This is a genomic window from Rossellomorea aquimaris (genome assembly GCF_020171925.1).
Lineage (GTDB): Bacteria > Bacillota > Bacilli > Bacillales > Bacillaceae_B > Rossellomorea > Rossellomorea aquimaris_F.
On the sequence record NZ_JAIVAR010000008.1, the window covers coordinates 59,988 to 75,884 of the forward strand.

The 15,897-nt window shown below is 39.7% G+C and carries 21 protein-coding genes; all 21 read left to right on the forward strand.

Features of this window, described 5'->3' with window-relative positions:
* Nucleotide 1: 1 nt before the first annotated feature.
* The 21 genes from LCM10_RS18705 (at nt 2) to LCM10_RS18805 (ending at nt 15,621) form a co-directional block, all read left to right on the forward strand.
* The gene (locus LCM10_RS18705; protein ID WP_224877812.1) at nt 2-1,330 is read left to right on the forward strand and encodes a CpaF family protein; all 1,329 of its coding nucleotides are present in this window, start codon (nt 2-4) and stop codon (nt 1,328-1,330) included.
* On the forward strand, nt 1,327-2,259 hold the full coding sequence (locus LCM10_RS18710; protein ID WP_224877814.1) for a type II secretion system F family protein: 933 nt from the start codon (nt 1,327-1,329) through the stop codon (nt 2,257-2,259). The genes LCM10_RS18705 and LCM10_RS18710 overlap by 4 nt, the downstream gene beginning before the upstream one ends.
* 3 nt (nt 2,260-2,262) lie before the next feature.
* On the forward strand, nt 2,263-3,201 hold the full coding sequence (locus tag LCM10_RS18715) for a type II secretion system F family protein (RefSeq protein WP_224877816.1): 939 nt from the start codon (nt 2,263-2,265) through the stop codon (nt 3,199-3,201).
* A 36-nt stretch (nt 3,202-3,237) separates the two neighbouring features.
* Complete coding sequence (locus LCM10_RS18720; protein ID WP_224877818.1) at nt 3,238-3,462, forward strand: hypothetical protein; 225 nt, start codon at nt 3,238-3,240, stop codon at nt 3,460-3,462.
* A 21-nt stretch (nt 3,463-3,483) separates the two neighbouring features.
* Nucleotides 3,484-3,873 carry a TadE/TadG family type IV pilus assembly protein gene (locus tag LCM10_RS18725; RefSeq protein ID WP_224877820.1) on the forward strand — a complete coding sequence of 130 codons (390 nt, stop codon included), beginning with the start codon at nt 3,484-3,486 and terminating at the stop codon, nt 3,871-3,873.
* Complete coding sequence (locus LCM10_RS18730; RefSeq protein WP_224877823.1) at nt 3,866-4,597, forward strand: pilus assembly protein TadG-related protein; 732 nt, start codon at nt 3,866-3,868, stop codon at nt 4,595-4,597. The genes LCM10_RS18725 and LCM10_RS18730 overlap by 8 nt, the downstream gene beginning before the upstream one ends.
* Nucleotides 4,598-4,614: 17 nt before the next feature.
* Complete coding sequence (locus LCM10_RS18735; RefSeq protein ID WP_224877825.1) at nt 4,615-4,818, forward strand: hypothetical protein; 204 nt, start codon at nt 4,615-4,617, stop codon at nt 4,816-4,818.
* A gap of 156 nt (nt 4,819-4,974) precedes the next feature.
* Nucleotides 4,975-6,984 carry a hypothetical protein gene (locus LCM10_RS18740; RefSeq protein ID WP_224877827.1) on the forward strand — a complete coding sequence of 670 codons (2,010 nt, stop codon included), beginning with the start codon at nt 4,975-4,977 and terminating at the stop codon, nt 6,982-6,984.
* Between the two features lie 12 nt (nt 6,985-6,996).
* Complete coding sequence (locus LCM10_RS18745) at nt 6,997-7,761, forward strand: hypothetical protein (protein ID WP_224877829.1); 765 nt, start codon at nt 6,997-6,999, stop codon at nt 7,759-7,761.
* A 183-nt stretch (nt 7,762-7,944) separates the two neighbouring features.
* Nucleotides 7,945-8,442, forward strand: a complete 498-nt coding sequence (locus tag LCM10_RS18750) for a hypothetical protein (protein WP_224877831.1) — start codon at nt 7,945-7,947, stop codon at nt 8,440-8,442.
* Between the two features lie 271 nt (nt 8,443-8,713).
* Complete coding sequence (locus LCM10_RS18755) at nt 8,714-10,006, forward strand: hypothetical protein (protein ID WP_224877834.1); 1,293 nt, start codon at nt 8,714-8,716, stop codon at nt 10,004-10,006.
* Nucleotides 10,007-10,018: 12 nt separating this feature from the next.
* Nucleotides 10,019-10,300: a hypothetical protein gene (locus LCM10_RS18760; protein ID WP_064563623.1), complete on the forward strand. Its 282-nt coding sequence runs from the start codon at nt 10,019-10,021 to the stop codon at nt 10,298-10,300.
* 88 nt (nt 10,301-10,388) lie between these two features.
* The gene (locus LCM10_RS18765; RefSeq protein WP_224877836.1) at nt 10,389-10,619 is read left to right on the forward strand and encodes a hypothetical protein; all 231 of its coding nucleotides are present in this window, start codon (nt 10,389-10,391) and stop codon (nt 10,617-10,619) included.
* Nucleotides 10,620-10,818: 199 nt separating this feature from the next.
* Nucleotides 10,819-11,031 (forward strand): hypothetical protein, encoded by a 213-nt coding sequence (locus LCM10_RS18770; protein WP_224877838.1) that lies wholly within the window; start codon nt 10,819-10,821, stop codon nt 11,029-11,031.
* Nucleotides 11,032-11,280: 249 nt separating this feature from the next.
* Nucleotides 11,281-11,706: a hypothetical protein gene (locus tag LCM10_RS18775; protein WP_224877840.1), complete on the forward strand. Its 426-nt coding sequence runs from the start codon at nt 11,281-11,283 to the stop codon at nt 11,704-11,706.
* Between the two features lie 20 nt (nt 11,707-11,726).
* Nucleotides 11,727-11,933, forward strand: a complete 207-nt coding sequence (locus tag LCM10_RS18780) for a hypothetical protein (RefSeq protein WP_224877842.1) — start codon at nt 11,727-11,729, stop codon at nt 11,931-11,933.
* Between the two features lie 411 nt (nt 11,934-12,344).
* Nucleotides 12,345-13,193, forward strand: coding sequence for a hypothetical protein (locus tag LCM10_RS18785; RefSeq protein ID WP_224877844.1), 849 nt, complete (start codon nt 12,345-12,347; stop codon nt 13,191-13,193).
* 344 nt (nt 13,194-13,537) lie between these two features.
* Complete coding sequence (locus tag LCM10_RS18790) at nt 13,538-13,708, forward strand: hypothetical protein (protein ID WP_224877846.1); 171 nt, start codon at nt 13,538-13,540, stop codon at nt 13,706-13,708.
* A 131-nt stretch (nt 13,709-13,839) separates the two neighbouring features.
* A complete protein-coding gene (locus tag LCM10_RS18795; protein WP_224877848.1) occupies nt 13,840-14,115 on the forward strand; it encodes a hypothetical protein in 276 nt (91 codons plus the stop codon).
* Nucleotides 14,112-14,720 carry a hypothetical protein gene (locus tag LCM10_RS18800; RefSeq protein ID WP_224877850.1) on the forward strand — a complete coding sequence of 203 codons (609 nt, stop codon included), beginning with the start codon at nt 14,112-14,114 and terminating at the stop codon, nt 14,718-14,720. Before LCM10_RS18795 ends, LCM10_RS18800 begins: the two co-directional genes overlap by 4 nt.
* A 19-nt stretch (nt 14,721-14,739) precedes the next feature.
* Nucleotides 14,740-15,621 carry a sporulation protein gene (locus LCM10_RS18805; RefSeq protein WP_224877852.1) on the forward strand — a complete coding sequence of 294 codons (882 nt, stop codon included), beginning with the start codon at nt 14,740-14,742 and terminating at the stop codon, nt 15,619-15,621.
* Nucleotides 15,622-15,897 lie beyond the last annotated feature (276 nt).

A 15,897-nucleotide genomic window follows, 5' to 3' on the forward strand; every position in this document is an offset into this window, starting at 1 on the left:
CATGTCCTGGGTTGAAAAAGCTGCGTCACAACGACCGACAAAAACTCAATGGAATGTGGGCCAAAGCCAAGTCGACGTCTGGGTAAGGCATTATAAAAACAGGTTGATCAAAGAGGCGAACTTAGAAAACATCACGACCATGAATCCTGTTGAACGTAAAAAGACCATCGAACGGCTTGTAAAACAGATGATAAATGAAGAAAAAGTCATCATTCCGAATGATCAAACAGAAGAAATCGTTCAGCAAATCATCAACGAATCAGTGGGTTACGGCCCGCTTGAGGAATTGCTGCGTGACGAATCCATCACCGAGATCATGGTGAATGGTCCACACGAAGTGTTTATTGAAAGAAGCGGTAAGCTTGAGGAAACGAATGTAAAGTTCAAGGATGATGAACATGTCCGTCACATCATTGACCGGATCATTGCACCCCTGGGGAGAAGGATTGATGAAAGTTCCCCTATGGTGGATGCTCGTCTGCAGGACGGAAGCCGTGTAAATGCCGTCATCCCGCCTGTCAGTATAGACGGAGCGTCCATTTCTATCAGGAAATTCAAGAAAGACCCATTCAAGCTGCAGGATCTCCAATCATTCGGAAGTTTCTCCAGCGATATGGGTGAATTCCTCCAGGCTGCCGTGAAAGCCAAGACCAATATCCTTGTATCAGGGGGGACGGGAAGTGGTAAGACAACTCTATTGAATGTGCTGTCAGACTCCATCCCTTACGGGGAAAGAATCGTGACTATTGAGGATATGGCAGAACTTCGTTTCTCCTATGATAACTTGGTCCGGCTTGAAGCAAGACCGCCGAACATGGAGGGGAAAGGAGAAATCACCATCAGGCATCTGGTTAAAAACGCCTTACGGATGAGACCGGACAGAATCATCGTCGGGGAGGTCCGCGGTTCGGAAGCCATCGATATGCTGCAAGCGATGAATACCGGCCATGAAGGATCTTTGACCACGGTTCACGCCAATAGCCCTAAAGATGCCCTGGGGCGTTTGGAAGCGATGGTCATCATGTCCGGACTTCCATTAACGGTAGACGTCATCCGCGGCTATTTTGTAGGAGCGCTGGACTTGATTGTCCAGACGTCTAGATTCTCAGATGGGAAAAGAAGGATCGTCAATATCGCAGAGCTAGTGGAGGAAGACGGAGAAATATTTGCAAAGGACATTTTCAGATTCAATCGCACCGCCACTAAAGCAGACGGGACGATTGAAGGAGAGTTTGTCCCAACGGGATATATTCCCAATGTCTATAAACGATTTGTTTCTTATGGAATCAATTTTGATAAATCAATCTTAACTGAAGGTGTTCTCACATGAACCCGGCATGGATCATTTTGGCCGCAAGCATGTTTACCTTTGCCGTTTCCGTCTTTTATTTCATTTCTTATCGAAGTATGAAAGATACCAAGAAAAGAGTAGATTCATGGTTTGAGAGTGAAGAGCTCAATGAGAGGCGGAGTTTCGTCTTCCTGATTGGGGATAAATTCGATGGTTCTGAGTTATCTGAAGAACTGGAGAAGAAGCTTATCCAAGGGAGTATTCCCTTAAAACCTTCTGAATATATGAGCCTTTATCTGTTAGCGATTGGTGCATTGACTCTGTTGAATCGCTTTCTGTTTGGTCTATATTGGTTGATGTCCCTGTTATTCGCTTACCTTATTATTTTGCTTGGTTCCAAGCTTCTCCTTAACTCCAGAAAAAACAAGAGAACAGAGACATTCAATAATCAGCTGCCGGAAATTTGCCGGATGATGAGTAACGGGATAAAGGCAGGTCAGACCATTCCTCAGGCGATTGAAATGGTGAGCAGGGACATTAAAGAACCAAGTGCTGAAGAGTTCCGCAAAATGGATCATCAATTGAAGCTGGGGGACAGCCTCGAGCTGGTCATGAATGAATTCCGTGAGCGGATAGCAAGTAATGACATCAATATTTTTGTCAGCACGATCTTGATTCAACAAAAGGTCGGAGGGAATTTGGCAGAGGTGCTTTCAACGATGGCAGAGACACTTGAAGAAAGAAGCAGGGTGCATAAAGAAATCGCAACTGTTACAGCGGAGAGTAAATCGGTCGCCTATATACTCGTCGTCATGCCGTTTCTGATGGCGCTGATGATGAACCTGTTCATTAAAGGGTTCCTGAATGTTCTCTTCACTCCATTTGGCTTACTGCTCTTTGCTGTCTTTACCATGATTGTCATGTTCGCCTTCATATTAATCAAGCGTCTGACGCATATAAGGGTGTAGAGAATGAAACTAGTAGGATTTTTTTCAATCGTTATGATTGCATTGATATTAATTATGCTTTTCACGGGATTTGTCTACCTGTTCCTTTATATCGCCAAAAGGGAGAACCTCCTGCTGGCACAAGGGTATAATCCTAAAAAGAAAAGAAAGAAAGTCTCATTTAGACAGCGGATCATGGTACCGATCATTAAATGGGGAATCAAAGCGGGTCCTGTCGGGATAAAATATCCATTCTTCGCCAATGTGGAGAAGCATGACAAGATGCTGAAAGAAGCAGGAAATCCCCTGGGGATGGATCTTCAATCATTTTATGGGGTGCGATTTGTATTGGCGCTTATCGGGTTGGGGTTTGGGAGTGTTTACAGCTTCCTAGGAATGCCTTTTGCTCTCCAGGTATTGCTCTTCTCCATTCTTGGTGGATTCGCGGGTCCTAGTGCCTGGCTCTATTTCAAAGCAAAAAACAGGCAGGAGACCATCAGTGTGATGATGCCGGATTTTCTCGATACCGTGAGCGTGACACTTCACGCCGGAGTCAGTCTGGACGGAGCACTAAAGCAGGTTACGAAACAGTTTGAGGGTCCTTTGAGCGAAGAGATCGATCGATTCAATAAAGAAGTCGAACTGGGTGTTCCCCGTCTCTCCGCTTATGAACATATTACAGAGCGAAATTCATCAAAAGAACTGCATACATTGGTGAATGCTCTGATCCAGGGTTCCGCATTGGGAGTCCCTGTTTCAAGGACATTCAAGCTGCAGGCGGATGATTTAAGGGCGAACAGAGGGTTCATTGCCAAGGAAAAAGCGGCAAAGGCAAGTCCTCAGATTACCCTCGTCACTACATTCTTTGTCGCCCCGGCAGTATTCGGGTTGATCATTGGGCTGCTGGTATTGAACATCATCTACAATCCGGAAGCTTTTGGTTTGGAATCTTTCCTTCGATAGAAGGATTACTTTTACAAAAAATTAGGAGGAAATAACATGTTAACGAAAATGTGGTTAAAAGCAAACGCAACTTATTCTCGCTATGTAAACAATGAAAGAGGGGCCCAGGCACTGGAATGGGTTGCACTTGGCCTAGTTGTTTTGGCCGTCATGGGAGCCATTGCTTCAGGTGTAGGAGATAACACCTCCATTGGTCGAACAATTGTGAGTAAACTTGAGGAAATGATCAATAAAATTGGCGGCGGTGGCGGCGGAAGCTAATTGAAATTGGAGTGAACAATCGTGAAAAAGCTTTTTAAGAAACATGTTCAAAATGAAAAGGGATCACAAGCCATCGAGTTCCTAGCCATGTTTCCGCTGGTGATTCTCGGTATGTTGATCATTTGGCAGGTGGCATTAATAGCATATTCCATTGTAGTAGCTGAAAGTGCTGCAAGGGATGGTGCAAGAGCCGCAGCGATTCACGATGAGAATTGGAAACAGGTCGCCCGTAACTCTGCATTTGGAATTCATGTAGCGGAAATTTCCGGTGGTCCAGGGGATGAGGAAGCCAGAGTAGAAGTGAAAGTAAAAGCTCCAGTGATTTCCTTACCGCTAATTCATGAAATGAAGTTTGATTTCACGGCTGATGCTGTCATGCCAATGGAAGAAAAGGCTGATACTGATGATTAAAGTTAAAAAGTATATATCCAATGAAAGAGGCAGCGGCATGCTGGTATTAATGATCGGCATGCTGATTGCCGCTATTTTCATCGCTTTTATTTTCTTTGATTTTTCAAGTGTATTCATCAATAAGCGTGTCACCCAAACCGGAGCGGATGCAGCGGCACTTGCAGCCGTTAAGGAGTCTGGGAAATCTTTGGGAGAGGATCTTCGAGACGAAACTCAAGAAAAGCTAGATGACTTAAGGAAAGATTTTGAGGATTTTCTTGAAGACGAAGGAGAAAGTAAAGAAGGTTCCGGTGATGATGGGGAACCGGAAGATCTGCCGACTCCTGATGAATTACTGGAAGACTTTATCGATCAGGTTGAAGCCGACCTCGGTCGAAGGATGCCTTCTGATATAAAAGAATGGTTAAAGGACTCGGATGTAGAAGTGGATGCCAACTCTGCCTTGAAGTTTTTCTTTGAAGAGGATGAAGTAAGTGAGATTGCTTGTAAATCTGTAAGAGACAACCTGAGCGGGGCAAGGGAAGCAGCAGAAAGATATGCAAAAGAGAACCAGAATGACCGTCTTGTCGATATTCGGTTCATACCGGAAGACTTTCGTATATATGTAGAAACGGATCGAAAAGGACAATATGTGACAGTGTCAGATAAACTGCTTAGCCCGATTAAGTCTGAAGCTTCAGCACGCATCGGCAGTCCGAAAGGCTTCACGGTTACATGTGACTAAAAAGTAGGAATGAGATTATGAGAGTACTAAGCATCGTTATGTTCATGTTATTACTTGTCATCTTTGGTTTAAGCTTTTTTGCCGGCCATGAATCACTTCAGCCCTACTTGGTAGTACTGATATGGATCAGAAGAGTGCTGCTAGGGTTTGTGATGGTGATAGCAGGGATTAGTATGTATAAACTATTTAACACCCCGAGAAAGCAGAAAAAGGGGTACTAGTGTAAAAGCGATGGTGATCTTTCCATCGCTTTTACACTAGTACAGGAAAATATAGGAGAATATACACAAAATAGAAAATCTGTCTAAAGCATTAGAATCCCTTTCTCTGTAAGGAACGTAACTAAGATATACATTTTTTGAAAGGAAGCGAAAGGTATGAAATTTAAAACGCTCCCTCTGGCGGGTCTCTTACTGCTCACATTAGGGTTTGGTGGAGAGGAAGCCGTGGCCAGTCTATCAGAGGTGGAGATGAGCCCGGAATCAATAAGCGGCACGGAAGAAAGTGATTCCCGCACCTCAACGGATGACGAATCAGGTAAGGATTCGAGTGGCTTGCCGAATGTTGGTATTGACCCTGGTAAGAATGATGTAGGAAGCACCGATCCTGGAACGATTTCTGGTGAAAATGGAAACGGAAATTTTTTTGATTGGTTTTTGTCACAATTCAATCTTAATGAAGACGAGAACAAACTGAATAATGACCACAACAATCCCGAAGATCAACCAAGTGCAAGTGAAAAAGCATCACTGCTCGAATTGCTTAAAAAAGGTGAAATCTCACCTGCTTTGTTGGTGTTGCTTCTTGGTTCAAGCGCCGCAGGTGCATTGCTTGCCGTCCTTCTGCTCGGCGGGGCCGGCGTTGGAGGGGTAATCGGCTTAAGTCTCGTAGCAGGTTTTCTATTGTCGGATTCAATGGGAATGTCCGATGGAGCATCATTTCAGCTTTTGCAGCTACTATTGGCCTCAAGTATATTTGGAGGGACAGGTGGTTTTCTCATTAAACGCTTTAACCTACTTGGACGTTTTTCTTCAATTTTCAATCAACCAGGAAGCTTTCAAAGGTTATTATCATTGTTGTCTGCCAACAAGGTTGTAACGAGGTTGTTTCATACACTTAAAAAAGGAAAAATCCCTTTCCTTCGCAACCTGGCATACGCATTCACCTACGCCCTGCGAAAGACAGGAAAAACAATTCTGCCACTCTGGAATGCCCTCAAAACACCATTTGTTTATTTGGCAGATTACTATAATAAGTTTAAGAAAGTGTTTGGATCGAATCACAGAAAGTCAGACACGTCTTCGACAGTGGATACCATTGAGAGTGTATATGAGTTTACAACGGATAAGGAATTGGCGGCTTTGGCTAATATTTCTTATACGGATGGGCAAGGAAATATTACTCTAAACCTGGAAGCCTATGGGTTGGATGACAAATGGCAGTATTTAAAAGAATATCATACAGAATCCGGATTAGATGCTGTTGTATATCAAAGGGTAGATGAAGATTTAAGAGGAAAAAAAGAAATCATTTTTGCAATTAGAGGGACAGAAGGCAATGCAGTAGCCAACATTAATTTTATGGACGCTTTAAGACAGAAAGAGCATATTCCCTTTAACGTGTTCTCAAAAGATTTCATTCACAATATTAATGAAAAATTGATCAACCCTATTCATGAAGAAGTTATTAATAATGATGGTGTGAAGGATATTTGGACAGATATTACAGATGTAGTCGGTGGGAAAGACTCCAGACAGGTCCAGGACGCAAAAGACATATACCTGGAATTCAAAAATGAATTTAAAAATGAAAATTATGAAACTACATTTGTAGGTCATTCGTTAGGTGGATTTATTGCAACTCATTTATCAGATGCTTACCAACGTCCTGCATTTACATTCAATTCCCCTGGATTAATGAAACACACCCTTGATGGGCTAGAAAATGGATATGAGGAAATGGTTCATTTTTATGTAGAAGGAGACGAGGTAGCTACTTATGATTTAAATACTTCAATCGAGATTGATTTTATTACAAACAATCCTTTTGTAGATGCTTACAATACTGATTATGTAAGGAATAACTTGCCTGGTGAAAATATTGTCTTACCGTATCTATCTGATGGTTTTAGGCCCCCGATAGCCGGGCACTCAATTTCACAGATGTATTTTAATGAAGATGGGACTGCTTTTACTATCGAAGATTTAAAAAGAGAGCAGAGTAACTATGTAAATCATAAAAAAACAAATGCCCCCATTACACCAAGCACTTATTACAAAGAATTAGAACAAAGAAATCTAAGGGCAAGAGAAGTAAGAGGAGAAAAATTCCTAAATAAACTTATAGATAATCATAACTTGACTACTGTAAGAAACACCCAAGAATAGTGAGGTGAATGAGTGATGAAAAGGCTTTGTCTCATGGTTACAATGGGGATTTTGTTCCTTTTAACAGGTTGTACATCTTCTCTTTCTGAAAACGAAGTGAAGGAAATTGTTATAAAAGAATTAGAAGCTCATTTTAATTATGAATTTGGAGTAGAAAATGTAGGTTATAATGCCATGAATGATTCTTATGAATTTGATGCTTACTTATTAAAAGATAAAGAGGCTAGATTTAATTTGATGTTGAGCGGAGATACATTGAAAAATGGAGAATCTGGAATTGATAGTAAGGCTCATTTATACCGTGGGGTTGTAAGTGGGTTATACCGTAGAGATTTAAAAAATATTATGAATAATGCTTTAGAAAATAATGTTTCAAATTATAAAATTGCTCATTTAGATTATAGAAAACCAAAGATGATTGATTTTAAAGATGATAAATTTGTTGATATGGATTTTGATGAATTTTCAAAAGTGTATCAAGATGAATTGTTATATAAAGCAATAGTGTTAGTTCCCGAGAATTTTCATAAAAAATATCTGCAAGAAAATGAGATGAGGATTAAAGACTTCATGAGAGATTTAGAGAACAATCATGTAAAAAATATAAATTTGGTTTTTGTGTTCGCGAACGATACAGCAGCTTACTCAGATACCCAAGATATAGAGAAATTATTATCCGCACCATTGAAAGAAGAATTTAGGGTTGAGGATGATAAAAAGCCAGTTATACCAGGAATGAATTATGAAAAGTGGAAAAACTCTTTGATAGATGAGTAAAACGCTAAATAAAATAGGGGTTCCTGATCCTGCTATACCTTAGCAATCTATAACAATTTTCAATGGAAAAGTCTTTTACAAAGGATTGAGTGCTTATATTCTGTTATGTTTCTCAACTAAGGAGTTATTAACATTCGTTTATCAAAAAGATAACAGATGTATAAAGAGTGCTGGAGTTGAAGTATGTTTAAAAACTTTATTGATTATTATTATAGTTATCTCATTGTCATTATCACAGCTTGCAATAAGAACGAAATATCCAATGATGTGATAAAACAGAAGGCCATTATGGAACTTGAGAATCGATATGAAGATGAGTTTGAAATAACAAATATACAATATGAACCTATGACCGAAGAATATGAAATAGATGCAGTTGTGGTGGATAAACCTGAACTGGATTGTATCGCTGTTCACAAGAGTTCTTTTAGCGAGGATTCTAAAAGAGATGATGATATTAAAAATATCCATAGGGGTGTCATTGCTGAATATTACCGTACAGCTTTACAGAATCTTGTCAATGAAGCAAAAAAAGATAGCATGCCCCAGCTTGAACTGAATTGGAATAATATTTTCAAACCAGCAGATGAGGATTATAAGGATCCGAAGTTCGCAAAGATGAACTTTAATGAGTTTGCAGCTGAATATAAAGAGACAATGTTTATCATCTGTACTTTCTAACAAAAGATGAATACACAAATAGTTATTTAATTGAAAACGAAGAAGCAATAAAATCATTTTTAAGTGAAATCAGCAAACAAAATTTAAAGACTATTAAAATAGTCGTTGTCTTTCCAAATGATGTTTATGTTGAGTCGGATGTTGTTGATATTCAATCGTTATTGTCTCAGCCTTTGAAAGATGAATTTATGGAGAGAAAGGAACCAGACCCACAAATTCCAAAAAATCTTTGGAGTGATTGAAGGAATAAATATGAATTGGAGGGGGAAATGTGCAGTTAAAGGGCAAAAAAATAAGTAACTATCTCCTTTTGTTTCTACTAATCTCTGTCATATCGTTCTTTTTTGTTCAACCGGCTTTTGCAGATGTTGGAGAAGTAGATATGGATCAGAACAGTGTAAGCAAAACAGAAGAAGGTGACAGTGAAAGCGGAGAAACGATTGATGGAGAGACAGATTTGCCATGGTGGAAAAGTGCATTGGAATTTGGGAAGGACGTCATTGATGATGTGGGTGACGGAATCAGTGATTTCGGTGACTGGGCAACAAATGAATGGAATCAATTTAAGGAAGATTGGCCGGAACGGTGGGATTCGATAAAGGGAGGGTTCCATGACGCATGGGATGCGACCTCTGACTGGTTCAGTAACCGGGCTGATGATGTTGGCGACTTCTTTGGTGCTGTTGGAGACTGGTTTGCAGAAAATGAATGGGCACAGACTGTAATCGCCGCAGTCGTAGCGACAGGCGCCATAATAGGAGCAATTGCTCTTGTGGCAACTCCGCCCGGCTGGATTATGATGGCTGTAATAGGTGCAGGTGCACTTGCTGGCGGATTCCTTTATCAATCCGCTGCCTCGAACGCGGGTGCTGAATATAGCTTCTGGGGTGCTTTAAGCTGGGCATTTGCCGGCGGGATCGCTGGTGGAATTGCGCAGGGGACAGGAACTCTGCCATTCTTACTAAGGCTTGCAGGCAGTAGTGCGAGGGCGTTTCCTGGGGCCGCGGTTAGGTATTTTAGTGGATCGCGTTTCTTGGTTAATTCAGGAGTAGGTGCTTTAGTGTCAGGTGGGTTCTCTGGGGTAAAAATGATGTTAACAGGTGAATTTAGTTTCTATGATTTAACTGTAGATACTGTATTTGGTGGGTTAGCTGGTGGAATTTTGGGTCCACTCGGAGGACCAATTGCTAATGCCTGGAAAACGAAGAATTTGTATAATATTGTAAAATATGGTTTCGTTACTAGTTCTTATGCAGGCATTGATAATTTTGTAACAGAAGGGTTAAAAGGGAGTTGGGATACTACTAATATTCTTATAGGGTATGCTGCGGGAGCTGGTATGTATACAATATTTGGTAATATTAGTAAATATTTAATTAAGTATGGCTCAGAACCTGCGGTATCAGAAACAGATGAAATAATAAACCAAATTAATGAGGAAGTTCTAAATAAAGGATTCGAGGAACCTTACAAAGGATTCTTAGAGGACAATATTAATGAACAATCTCCAAAAGAACCAACTAACCCTAATAAAACAGAATTAAAACCATTAAACAACAACTAAGGAGGACTAACATTGAAAAGTAAATTAGGAAAGCTTGCGAAATTGGGTTTTATATTAGGATTTACTGCATTTGCATCAATGTATGTGTATGGTTTTTTTGAAATGGAAGGACGAACAAAATTAAATCAACAAGATACTCTGTTTTTAGGCAGTATGTTAGGGGTAATTGGAGTGTCTGTTATTCTAATTCTTATTGACAGAGCTAAGACACAAGGCGGACATTTTTCGTGGAAGAAGTTTGGAATCATCTTATTGATTGTTATTCTCTTCGGATTATGGAGAATTGCAGTATAAAATAAAAAAGCTTGAAAGCTTATTTCAAGCTTTTTTTACACACAACGAATTCCATTTTAAGGAATTTTAAGAGGGGGAGAATTAACTTATGAATTTAATAGAAGCAAGAAAAAGAGTAAAGAGGATGGGGATTTTAGCGGCGGTGATAGTAGGTATTCAGCTGCTCATTTTGTTAGCGTTGGTTACGCTAAGGCAGTCGAACTTTATTGGCTTGGATCTTTGGAGTTTGGTGGACATTGTTATCGGGGGGGGCTGGTTATTTGGCTGCTGTTTAAGAAAAGCCGGACAGCCGCAGTGGGTCTGCTCGTTTTGTATATAATTTCGCAAGTTATGATGTTATTTGCAGTACAGAATCCAACATTGGGTTTTTGGATCGGACGTTTGACCATGGTGGCAATTATTTTAACGATTTACATTCGAGGCGTACAGGGAGCTTTTGCCTATCACAGGATGAAAAAGCAAGAGATTGAACAAAAGAACTCAGAACACATTGCTTACTAGTTTATTTAAAGCAGGAAATGGAGGAATGGACATATCAAAAAAGAGAATCGGTGGAGAAGGTTTTATTTGTCCTATTGATTTTTTTCTATGTTATTTATGTACCAGTATCAATAATTCAATGGTTTGCAGGAGATGGGGGAATAACAGCGCTTGTGGTGGGAATTGCGTTGCCTTATATGAGGAAGAATCATATTGAACAAATTAGGGTGAAGCAGAGTGGTGGAGCTTGAATAGTTTATTCGAGCTCTTTTTTGCAACTTTAAATTTTTGATTTAGTGGGTACTTTACCCATTTTACTGATGAAAAATACAATACTATTAAAGAATAAAATATTTGCCGTTAAGGAAGAAGCTAACACAACTGCCTAGCAAGCGAGTTTAGCTGCTACATCAGTACTTTACTCTCAAGTTGATGAGGTAATCAATGAGTATGAGAAAACTCTTGAAGGAACAATTGATAAAATTCCTGAATCAATTGAAATGAAGATTCAGAAGAAAGAAATTGAGCTCCGATCATCTTCTAGTTATGATGATTATTCTGACAATGAAATCAAACTGGAAGCGATGGATATTGTACTTACAGAGGAGTTGCAGCATGGAGTTGGTAAAGACAAGCTGCACGATATGTTGAATGAAGAACTTTATCAATCCACGTTAAAAGACATGCAAGCACAAGCCCAAGCAACGATTGTACAGAACCATGGAAATCTAATAGGAGCCGAGCTGGTTATAGATGAAGGACAGGTCTTTGTCCGTGCGTCAAACACTATAGAAGGAACATCCTATAAAGGGTTCTTTACGGAATTAAAAGAAGATATCTTTCAAACTGCAGGAGGACCTAAGATTGATTTCCTGACTGAATTAAGCAACTTTGATGTGAAAATAGAAAGGTCGCTCGATTATTAATGATGAGAGGAGGGAATTCAATGTCCAAGAAAGAAAAACGATGGAGAAGATTTTATTTGTTCTTGATGATCTTTTTCTACGCAATATACGTACCTGTGTCAGCAATTGAATGGCTCGCAGGAGATGGTGGACTCCCAATAACAGCCGTTGTAGTGGGAATTGCGTTGCCGTACATGAGAAAGAATCATATACACCAGATTCAAATGAAAGAGAATACGGGAGCTTGAATATAAATATGTTCAAGCTCTTTTTCTTTATAGATAAAAAACAACAAACAAAATCCAAAGCCTTAAAGGACTAAATCAAGCGTATTTGGAGACTAGCTTACAGTGATTATCAGAATCCTGTTCTAGACGAAATGAACTTATTAGAAAAAATGGTGAGTGTATAAATTCAATCGAATGACTTCTAGCATTTGAAAAAATTTTGCTTTCTTAATGTTATTTTGTGTAAGAATTGTATTTTAATTGGTTATTGATTCTGGTTATTGGGTATTTAAATTTGTAGTTAAAAAGCCACCCCCCCATGTAGTTCTTATTACCTTTTTTGATAGTGGATTGAAACAAAGAAATGGATGAAGTCGTAAGCATATATAACGGTTAATATTGATGAGTGGTAGAACAGAGAGGGTCTGATGGATGTTTTCTAAGTTAAGAATTAAAAAAGTTGCAAAACCATTCAAGAAAAATTGGTATGAAAGAGTGGAAGTTTCAAGGCATTTAGCAGATGTGGAGGGTGAGCATTACCATTATGTTCTGTTCTTGAACGTAATTGGGATACCTAAAGGTGCGCTTGCCGTAAGAGTAGATGGTTCGATTCCTGATCTAGATACAGCGAAGCAAGTCGTTTTCAGGGTGAGTTCTTATAACAATATTATGCGATTTGCTGGTAAATCTAAAGATGGGATGAAAGATATCTTGAAACGGCCAATCAAGACAATGAGAACGGTAGAGAATCAGGTCAAAGAATATTTTGGTGAAGTGATTCCTGTGGGAAATCCACTTCACAAAGAATTAACCTTGTTAATCGACTTGTGTAAAACGATGCAGGATAACCAACCGAAGTTTGACCATATGTTTAAAGAGATTTGTGAGATTGGTGGTTCTCAAGATAGAAACAAAGTATTAAAAGCGGAGACATTTGAAAGGTTACATGACATTTTTATTGAATGGCATGTGCTTCTATATAAAGAGCAACGTATGCAACTATTGAATTTCTATGATCTACCTTTAATCCAGCAACATGTGGACAAGGGTGGAAAAGGTAAGAAACTATATAAAACATTGGGAAATATGCATACGGAAAAAAGAAAAAAATCGTTTGTTAATTTTTTAGACGGCGTTATTCACAATGAGGTGGGGGATATTAGTCGTTTATCCTACGCTCCAGAAGACGTTAATATTTTTCGGCAATTGAAGATTAAAGAAGGGTATCAAAGGTTTGAAACCTACCTGGTGCCACTTATAAGGAATAAAGGAGATAAGTAAATTTGTTGCTGTAAATGTTCAACAACACCTGAAAAATCACAAAGATCTCCTTAAAATATTGCCGATTTAAGTGGTCATCCAAAAGGGAAAAAAATTGAGCAAATCCCATAAATACTTTCACCAAGAAAAAATAAGGCAGCAGCTGATCAAATTTGATTCGGAAGTTGTTCGAAAAGAAATAGGAGATGTCTCCGTATTGTCTTACACCGATGAAGATATAGGGTATTTCAAGGAGCTGAAGAGAAGAGAGGGATACCTTAGGTTTGAGAGCAATTTAGTCCCTGATATTCGAAATTGATTGAGGATACATAAACTGACGTGATTCGTATGAAAGAGGTGATTTCATGACAAACAAACCGGTCCCCTTTAAAGAAAGTAGAATCATCTCAACGACGCTTCTGCTGGTTTTAATGGGCTTTTTAGTTAGCTTTGTACCGGACGAAAACTGGTCCCTTCTAGCAGTGAATATGGGGTTGGCTGGCTTATGCGGCATCCTGTTTTGGTGTTTTGGTTAAAGACCAAACATGAGAGTAAACGATACTTTTCTTTATTGTCTTATGTAATGATTATCGCTTTAGCCATCTACTTTGTTATTCCATTTTTCAGGGTGTTTGCTGGCCAATTGGTATCTTGGGTGGGAATGATATTGATCATCATCATGATCCTATTGCCTTTCCTTCATCGGGAATCTATAGCAACCGGGGTCGTGAACCCTTCTAAAAACCCCATTGGCAAATACTTTTTTACCGTTACCGCTTTGATTATCGGGTTTGGGGTCATCTTCTTTGCTACCATAAACTACTCCGAGAATCCTGATGCGATCACTCTTTCGTCTTTCTTATTCATCCTTTCCCTGATATTCTTGTTCATTGCACCAGTATTGTTGATTAAGCCAAGTCGGGTTAAGGAGCTGGAGAAATGATACAGAATGACGAATCGCGATTGTTAGAAAAGAACGACCTGTCCTTTAAAGATAGCCGGATCTTTCATGTGGCTGTGTCGATTGTGATTGTTACTTTTTTATTCAGTGCGTTACCAGAATGGTCGGCACCCCAGTTTAAAGTGAATGCGGTGATCTCTTTCATATTATTAATGGTGATTGTTGTGTCTTGGAAGACGGTGGAGCTTAAAGTGAGGTATTTTTCCATTCAGAGTTACTGTCTGATCTTCTGTTTGTCCCACTTATTTGCTCAGCCAATCATTAAATATTTCTGGCAGGAGGGTAATAGTGCCTGGATTTATTTTGCGTCTTGTTGGATCGTCGGCTTTATCATCTTGCATTTTTTCAGGGAGGGTCTATTTCAGGCTTTTTCAAAAATCTATGAAAGCAAGGTTAGCATTGGCTACCACCTAGTTGTATTCAGCTTTTTGCTGTTGGTTCCAATATCCATTGGCGTTATTAAAGCCAAAGATCTGAATAGTAGTATAGGCTATGGAATCATTCTCTATATCGGATCTATTTTACTCCTTATGACACTGCCAGCTTTCCTTAAAAAACCAGAAGACATCAACATAAATGAATCTTGAATATAAGGAGTGATCCCCCATGTTCAACAAACACAAAAAAGCCATGCGAAACGCAAAGTTTAAAAAGCTGATCACGAGGACCATTGGACACGTCAAGGTGGACACTGTACTGACTGAAGAGCGGGTCACCCCGGGAGATACGCTTATCGGTGAAGTGCGGCTGTCGCGTAAGAAAGGGTTTAAAGAGATCGAGAAGGTAAGTATTTCTCTTATGCAGCAGTTCCCCTTTTCGGATGATACGGTGGCCAATCTTTCGTTGATTACGACCGAAATGAGATTGTCAGAAGAACAGAAAGAACTTCATGAGTTGGTGATGCCATTTGAGATGAGTATTCCTTATTTTACGCCGAAGAGTGCAGTGAAGAGGAAATGCTGGATACAGACGGAGATTGACCTTCCTTACAAATTGGATCCGAGGGATATGGATTTCATCGAGGTCGATGAACATCCGCTCCTTCCATATGTCAATAAAATTGTGACGGAAGAGCTCGGCTTTGTTAAAACAAATAGGGAAGAGGTGATCCACTATCCAGGGTTCCAACCAAAGTGGGTCATTGATAAAAGGATCCTGAATCATCCCCTTTATCCGATGCTTTCCAGGAGGAAGGTGCCGGTGGCTCATGAAATCGAATATTTCCCTCCCGAAGAGTTCAGGGATAAATACCGCGAAATTGAGTTTGTTTATGATATTAGTGAAGAGGGCATGGATTTGTATGTGGAGCTTCAATTTATCATCCCGAAACAGATTGGTGGTTACTTCAAGCGAGCTGCCATAAGTGAAAGCGACCGGGATGAGCGCATCCATAAGCTGTCTTTTACGAACGAAGAAATTGAGAACCCAGAAACCATCAAAGTGAAGCTGATGGAACTCCTGGAAAAAACAGAAGAATTAAGAATTTAATCAAACGTTTGTTTAAATCTTGAAGCCTGTTATCAGGCTTTTTTCATTAGTAGGAGCCTTATAAATCCTGGAGCTGGACAGTTAACCCCTAAATGTGGAGGGATACAGAAAGTGAAGTTTTACATGGGAATCGAAAGCGGTATTCTGAGAGACTCGCGGTGTATAAGGAAGATTCGCACTTTCCAGCACTTCTGCAACCAAAACATTCGGAAAAACCGCTATAATTGGGTAGAATAGTAACAATGGCTTTTTATTGATTATTGGTTGGAAAGCAGA

Bases quoted from the DNA above. Each gene is read 5' to 3' on its own strand.
- LCM10_RS18780 (WP_224877842.1), top strand. From the start codon at position 11,727: ATGTCCAAGAAAGAAAAACGATGGAGAAGATTTTATTTGTTCTTGATG.
- LCM10_RS18720 (WP_224877818.1), top strand. From the start codon at position 3,238: ATGTTAACGAAAATGTGGTTAAAAGCAAACGCAACTTATTCTCGCTAT.
- LCM10_RS18800 (WP_224877850.1), top strand. From the start codon at position 14,112: ATGATACAGAATGACGAATCGCGATTGTTAGAAAAGAACGACCTGTCC.
- LCM10_RS18715 (WP_224877816.1), top strand. From the start codon at position 2,263: ATGAAACTAGTAGGATTTTTTTCAATCGTTATGATTGCATTGATATTA.
- LCM10_RS18775 (WP_224877840.1), top strand. From the start codon at position 11,281: ATGAAGATTCAGAAGAAAGAAATTGAGCTCCGATCATCTTCTAGTTAT.
- LCM10_RS18705 (WP_224877812.1), top strand. From the start codon at position 2: ATGTCCTGGGTTGAAAAAGCTGCGTCACAACGACCGACAAAAACTCAA.
- LCM10_RS18790 (WP_224877846.1), top strand. From the start codon at position 13,538: ATGACAAACAAACCGGTCCCCTTTAAAGAAAGTAGAATCATCTCAACG.
- LCM10_RS18805 (WP_224877852.1), top strand. From the start codon at position 14,740: ATGTTCAACAAACACAAAAAAGCCATGCGAAACGCAAAGTTTAAAAAG.
- LCM10_RS18730 (WP_224877823.1), top strand. From the start codon at position 3,866: ATGATTAAAGTTAAAAAGTATATATCCAATGAAAGAGGCAGCGGCATG.
- LCM10_RS18735 (WP_224877825.1), top strand. From the start codon at position 4,615: ATGAGAGTACTAAGCATCGTTATGTTCATGTTATTACTTGTCATCTTT.
- LCM10_RS18740 (WP_224877827.1), top strand. From the start codon at position 4,975: ATGAAATTTAAAACGCTCCCTCTGGCGGGTCTCTTACTGCTCACATTA.
- LCM10_RS18785 (WP_224877844.1), top strand. From the start codon at position 12,345: ATGTTTTCTAAGTTAAGAATTAAAAAAGTTGCAAAACCATTCAAGAAA.
- LCM10_RS18710 (WP_224877814.1), top strand. From the start codon at position 1,327: ATGAACCCGGCATGGATCATTTTGGCCGCAAGCATGTTTACCTTTGCC.
- LCM10_RS18750 (WP_224877831.1), top strand. From the start codon at position 7,945: ATGTTTAAAAACTTTATTGATTATTATTATAGTTATCTCATTGTCATT.
- LCM10_RS18765 (WP_224877836.1), top strand. From the start codon at position 10,389: ATGAATTTAATAGAAGCAAGAAAAAGAGTAAAGAGGATGGGGATTTTA.
- LCM10_RS18770 (WP_224877838.1), top strand. From the start codon at position 10,819: ATGGAGGAATGGACATATCAAAAAAGAGAATCGGTGGAGAAGGTTTTA.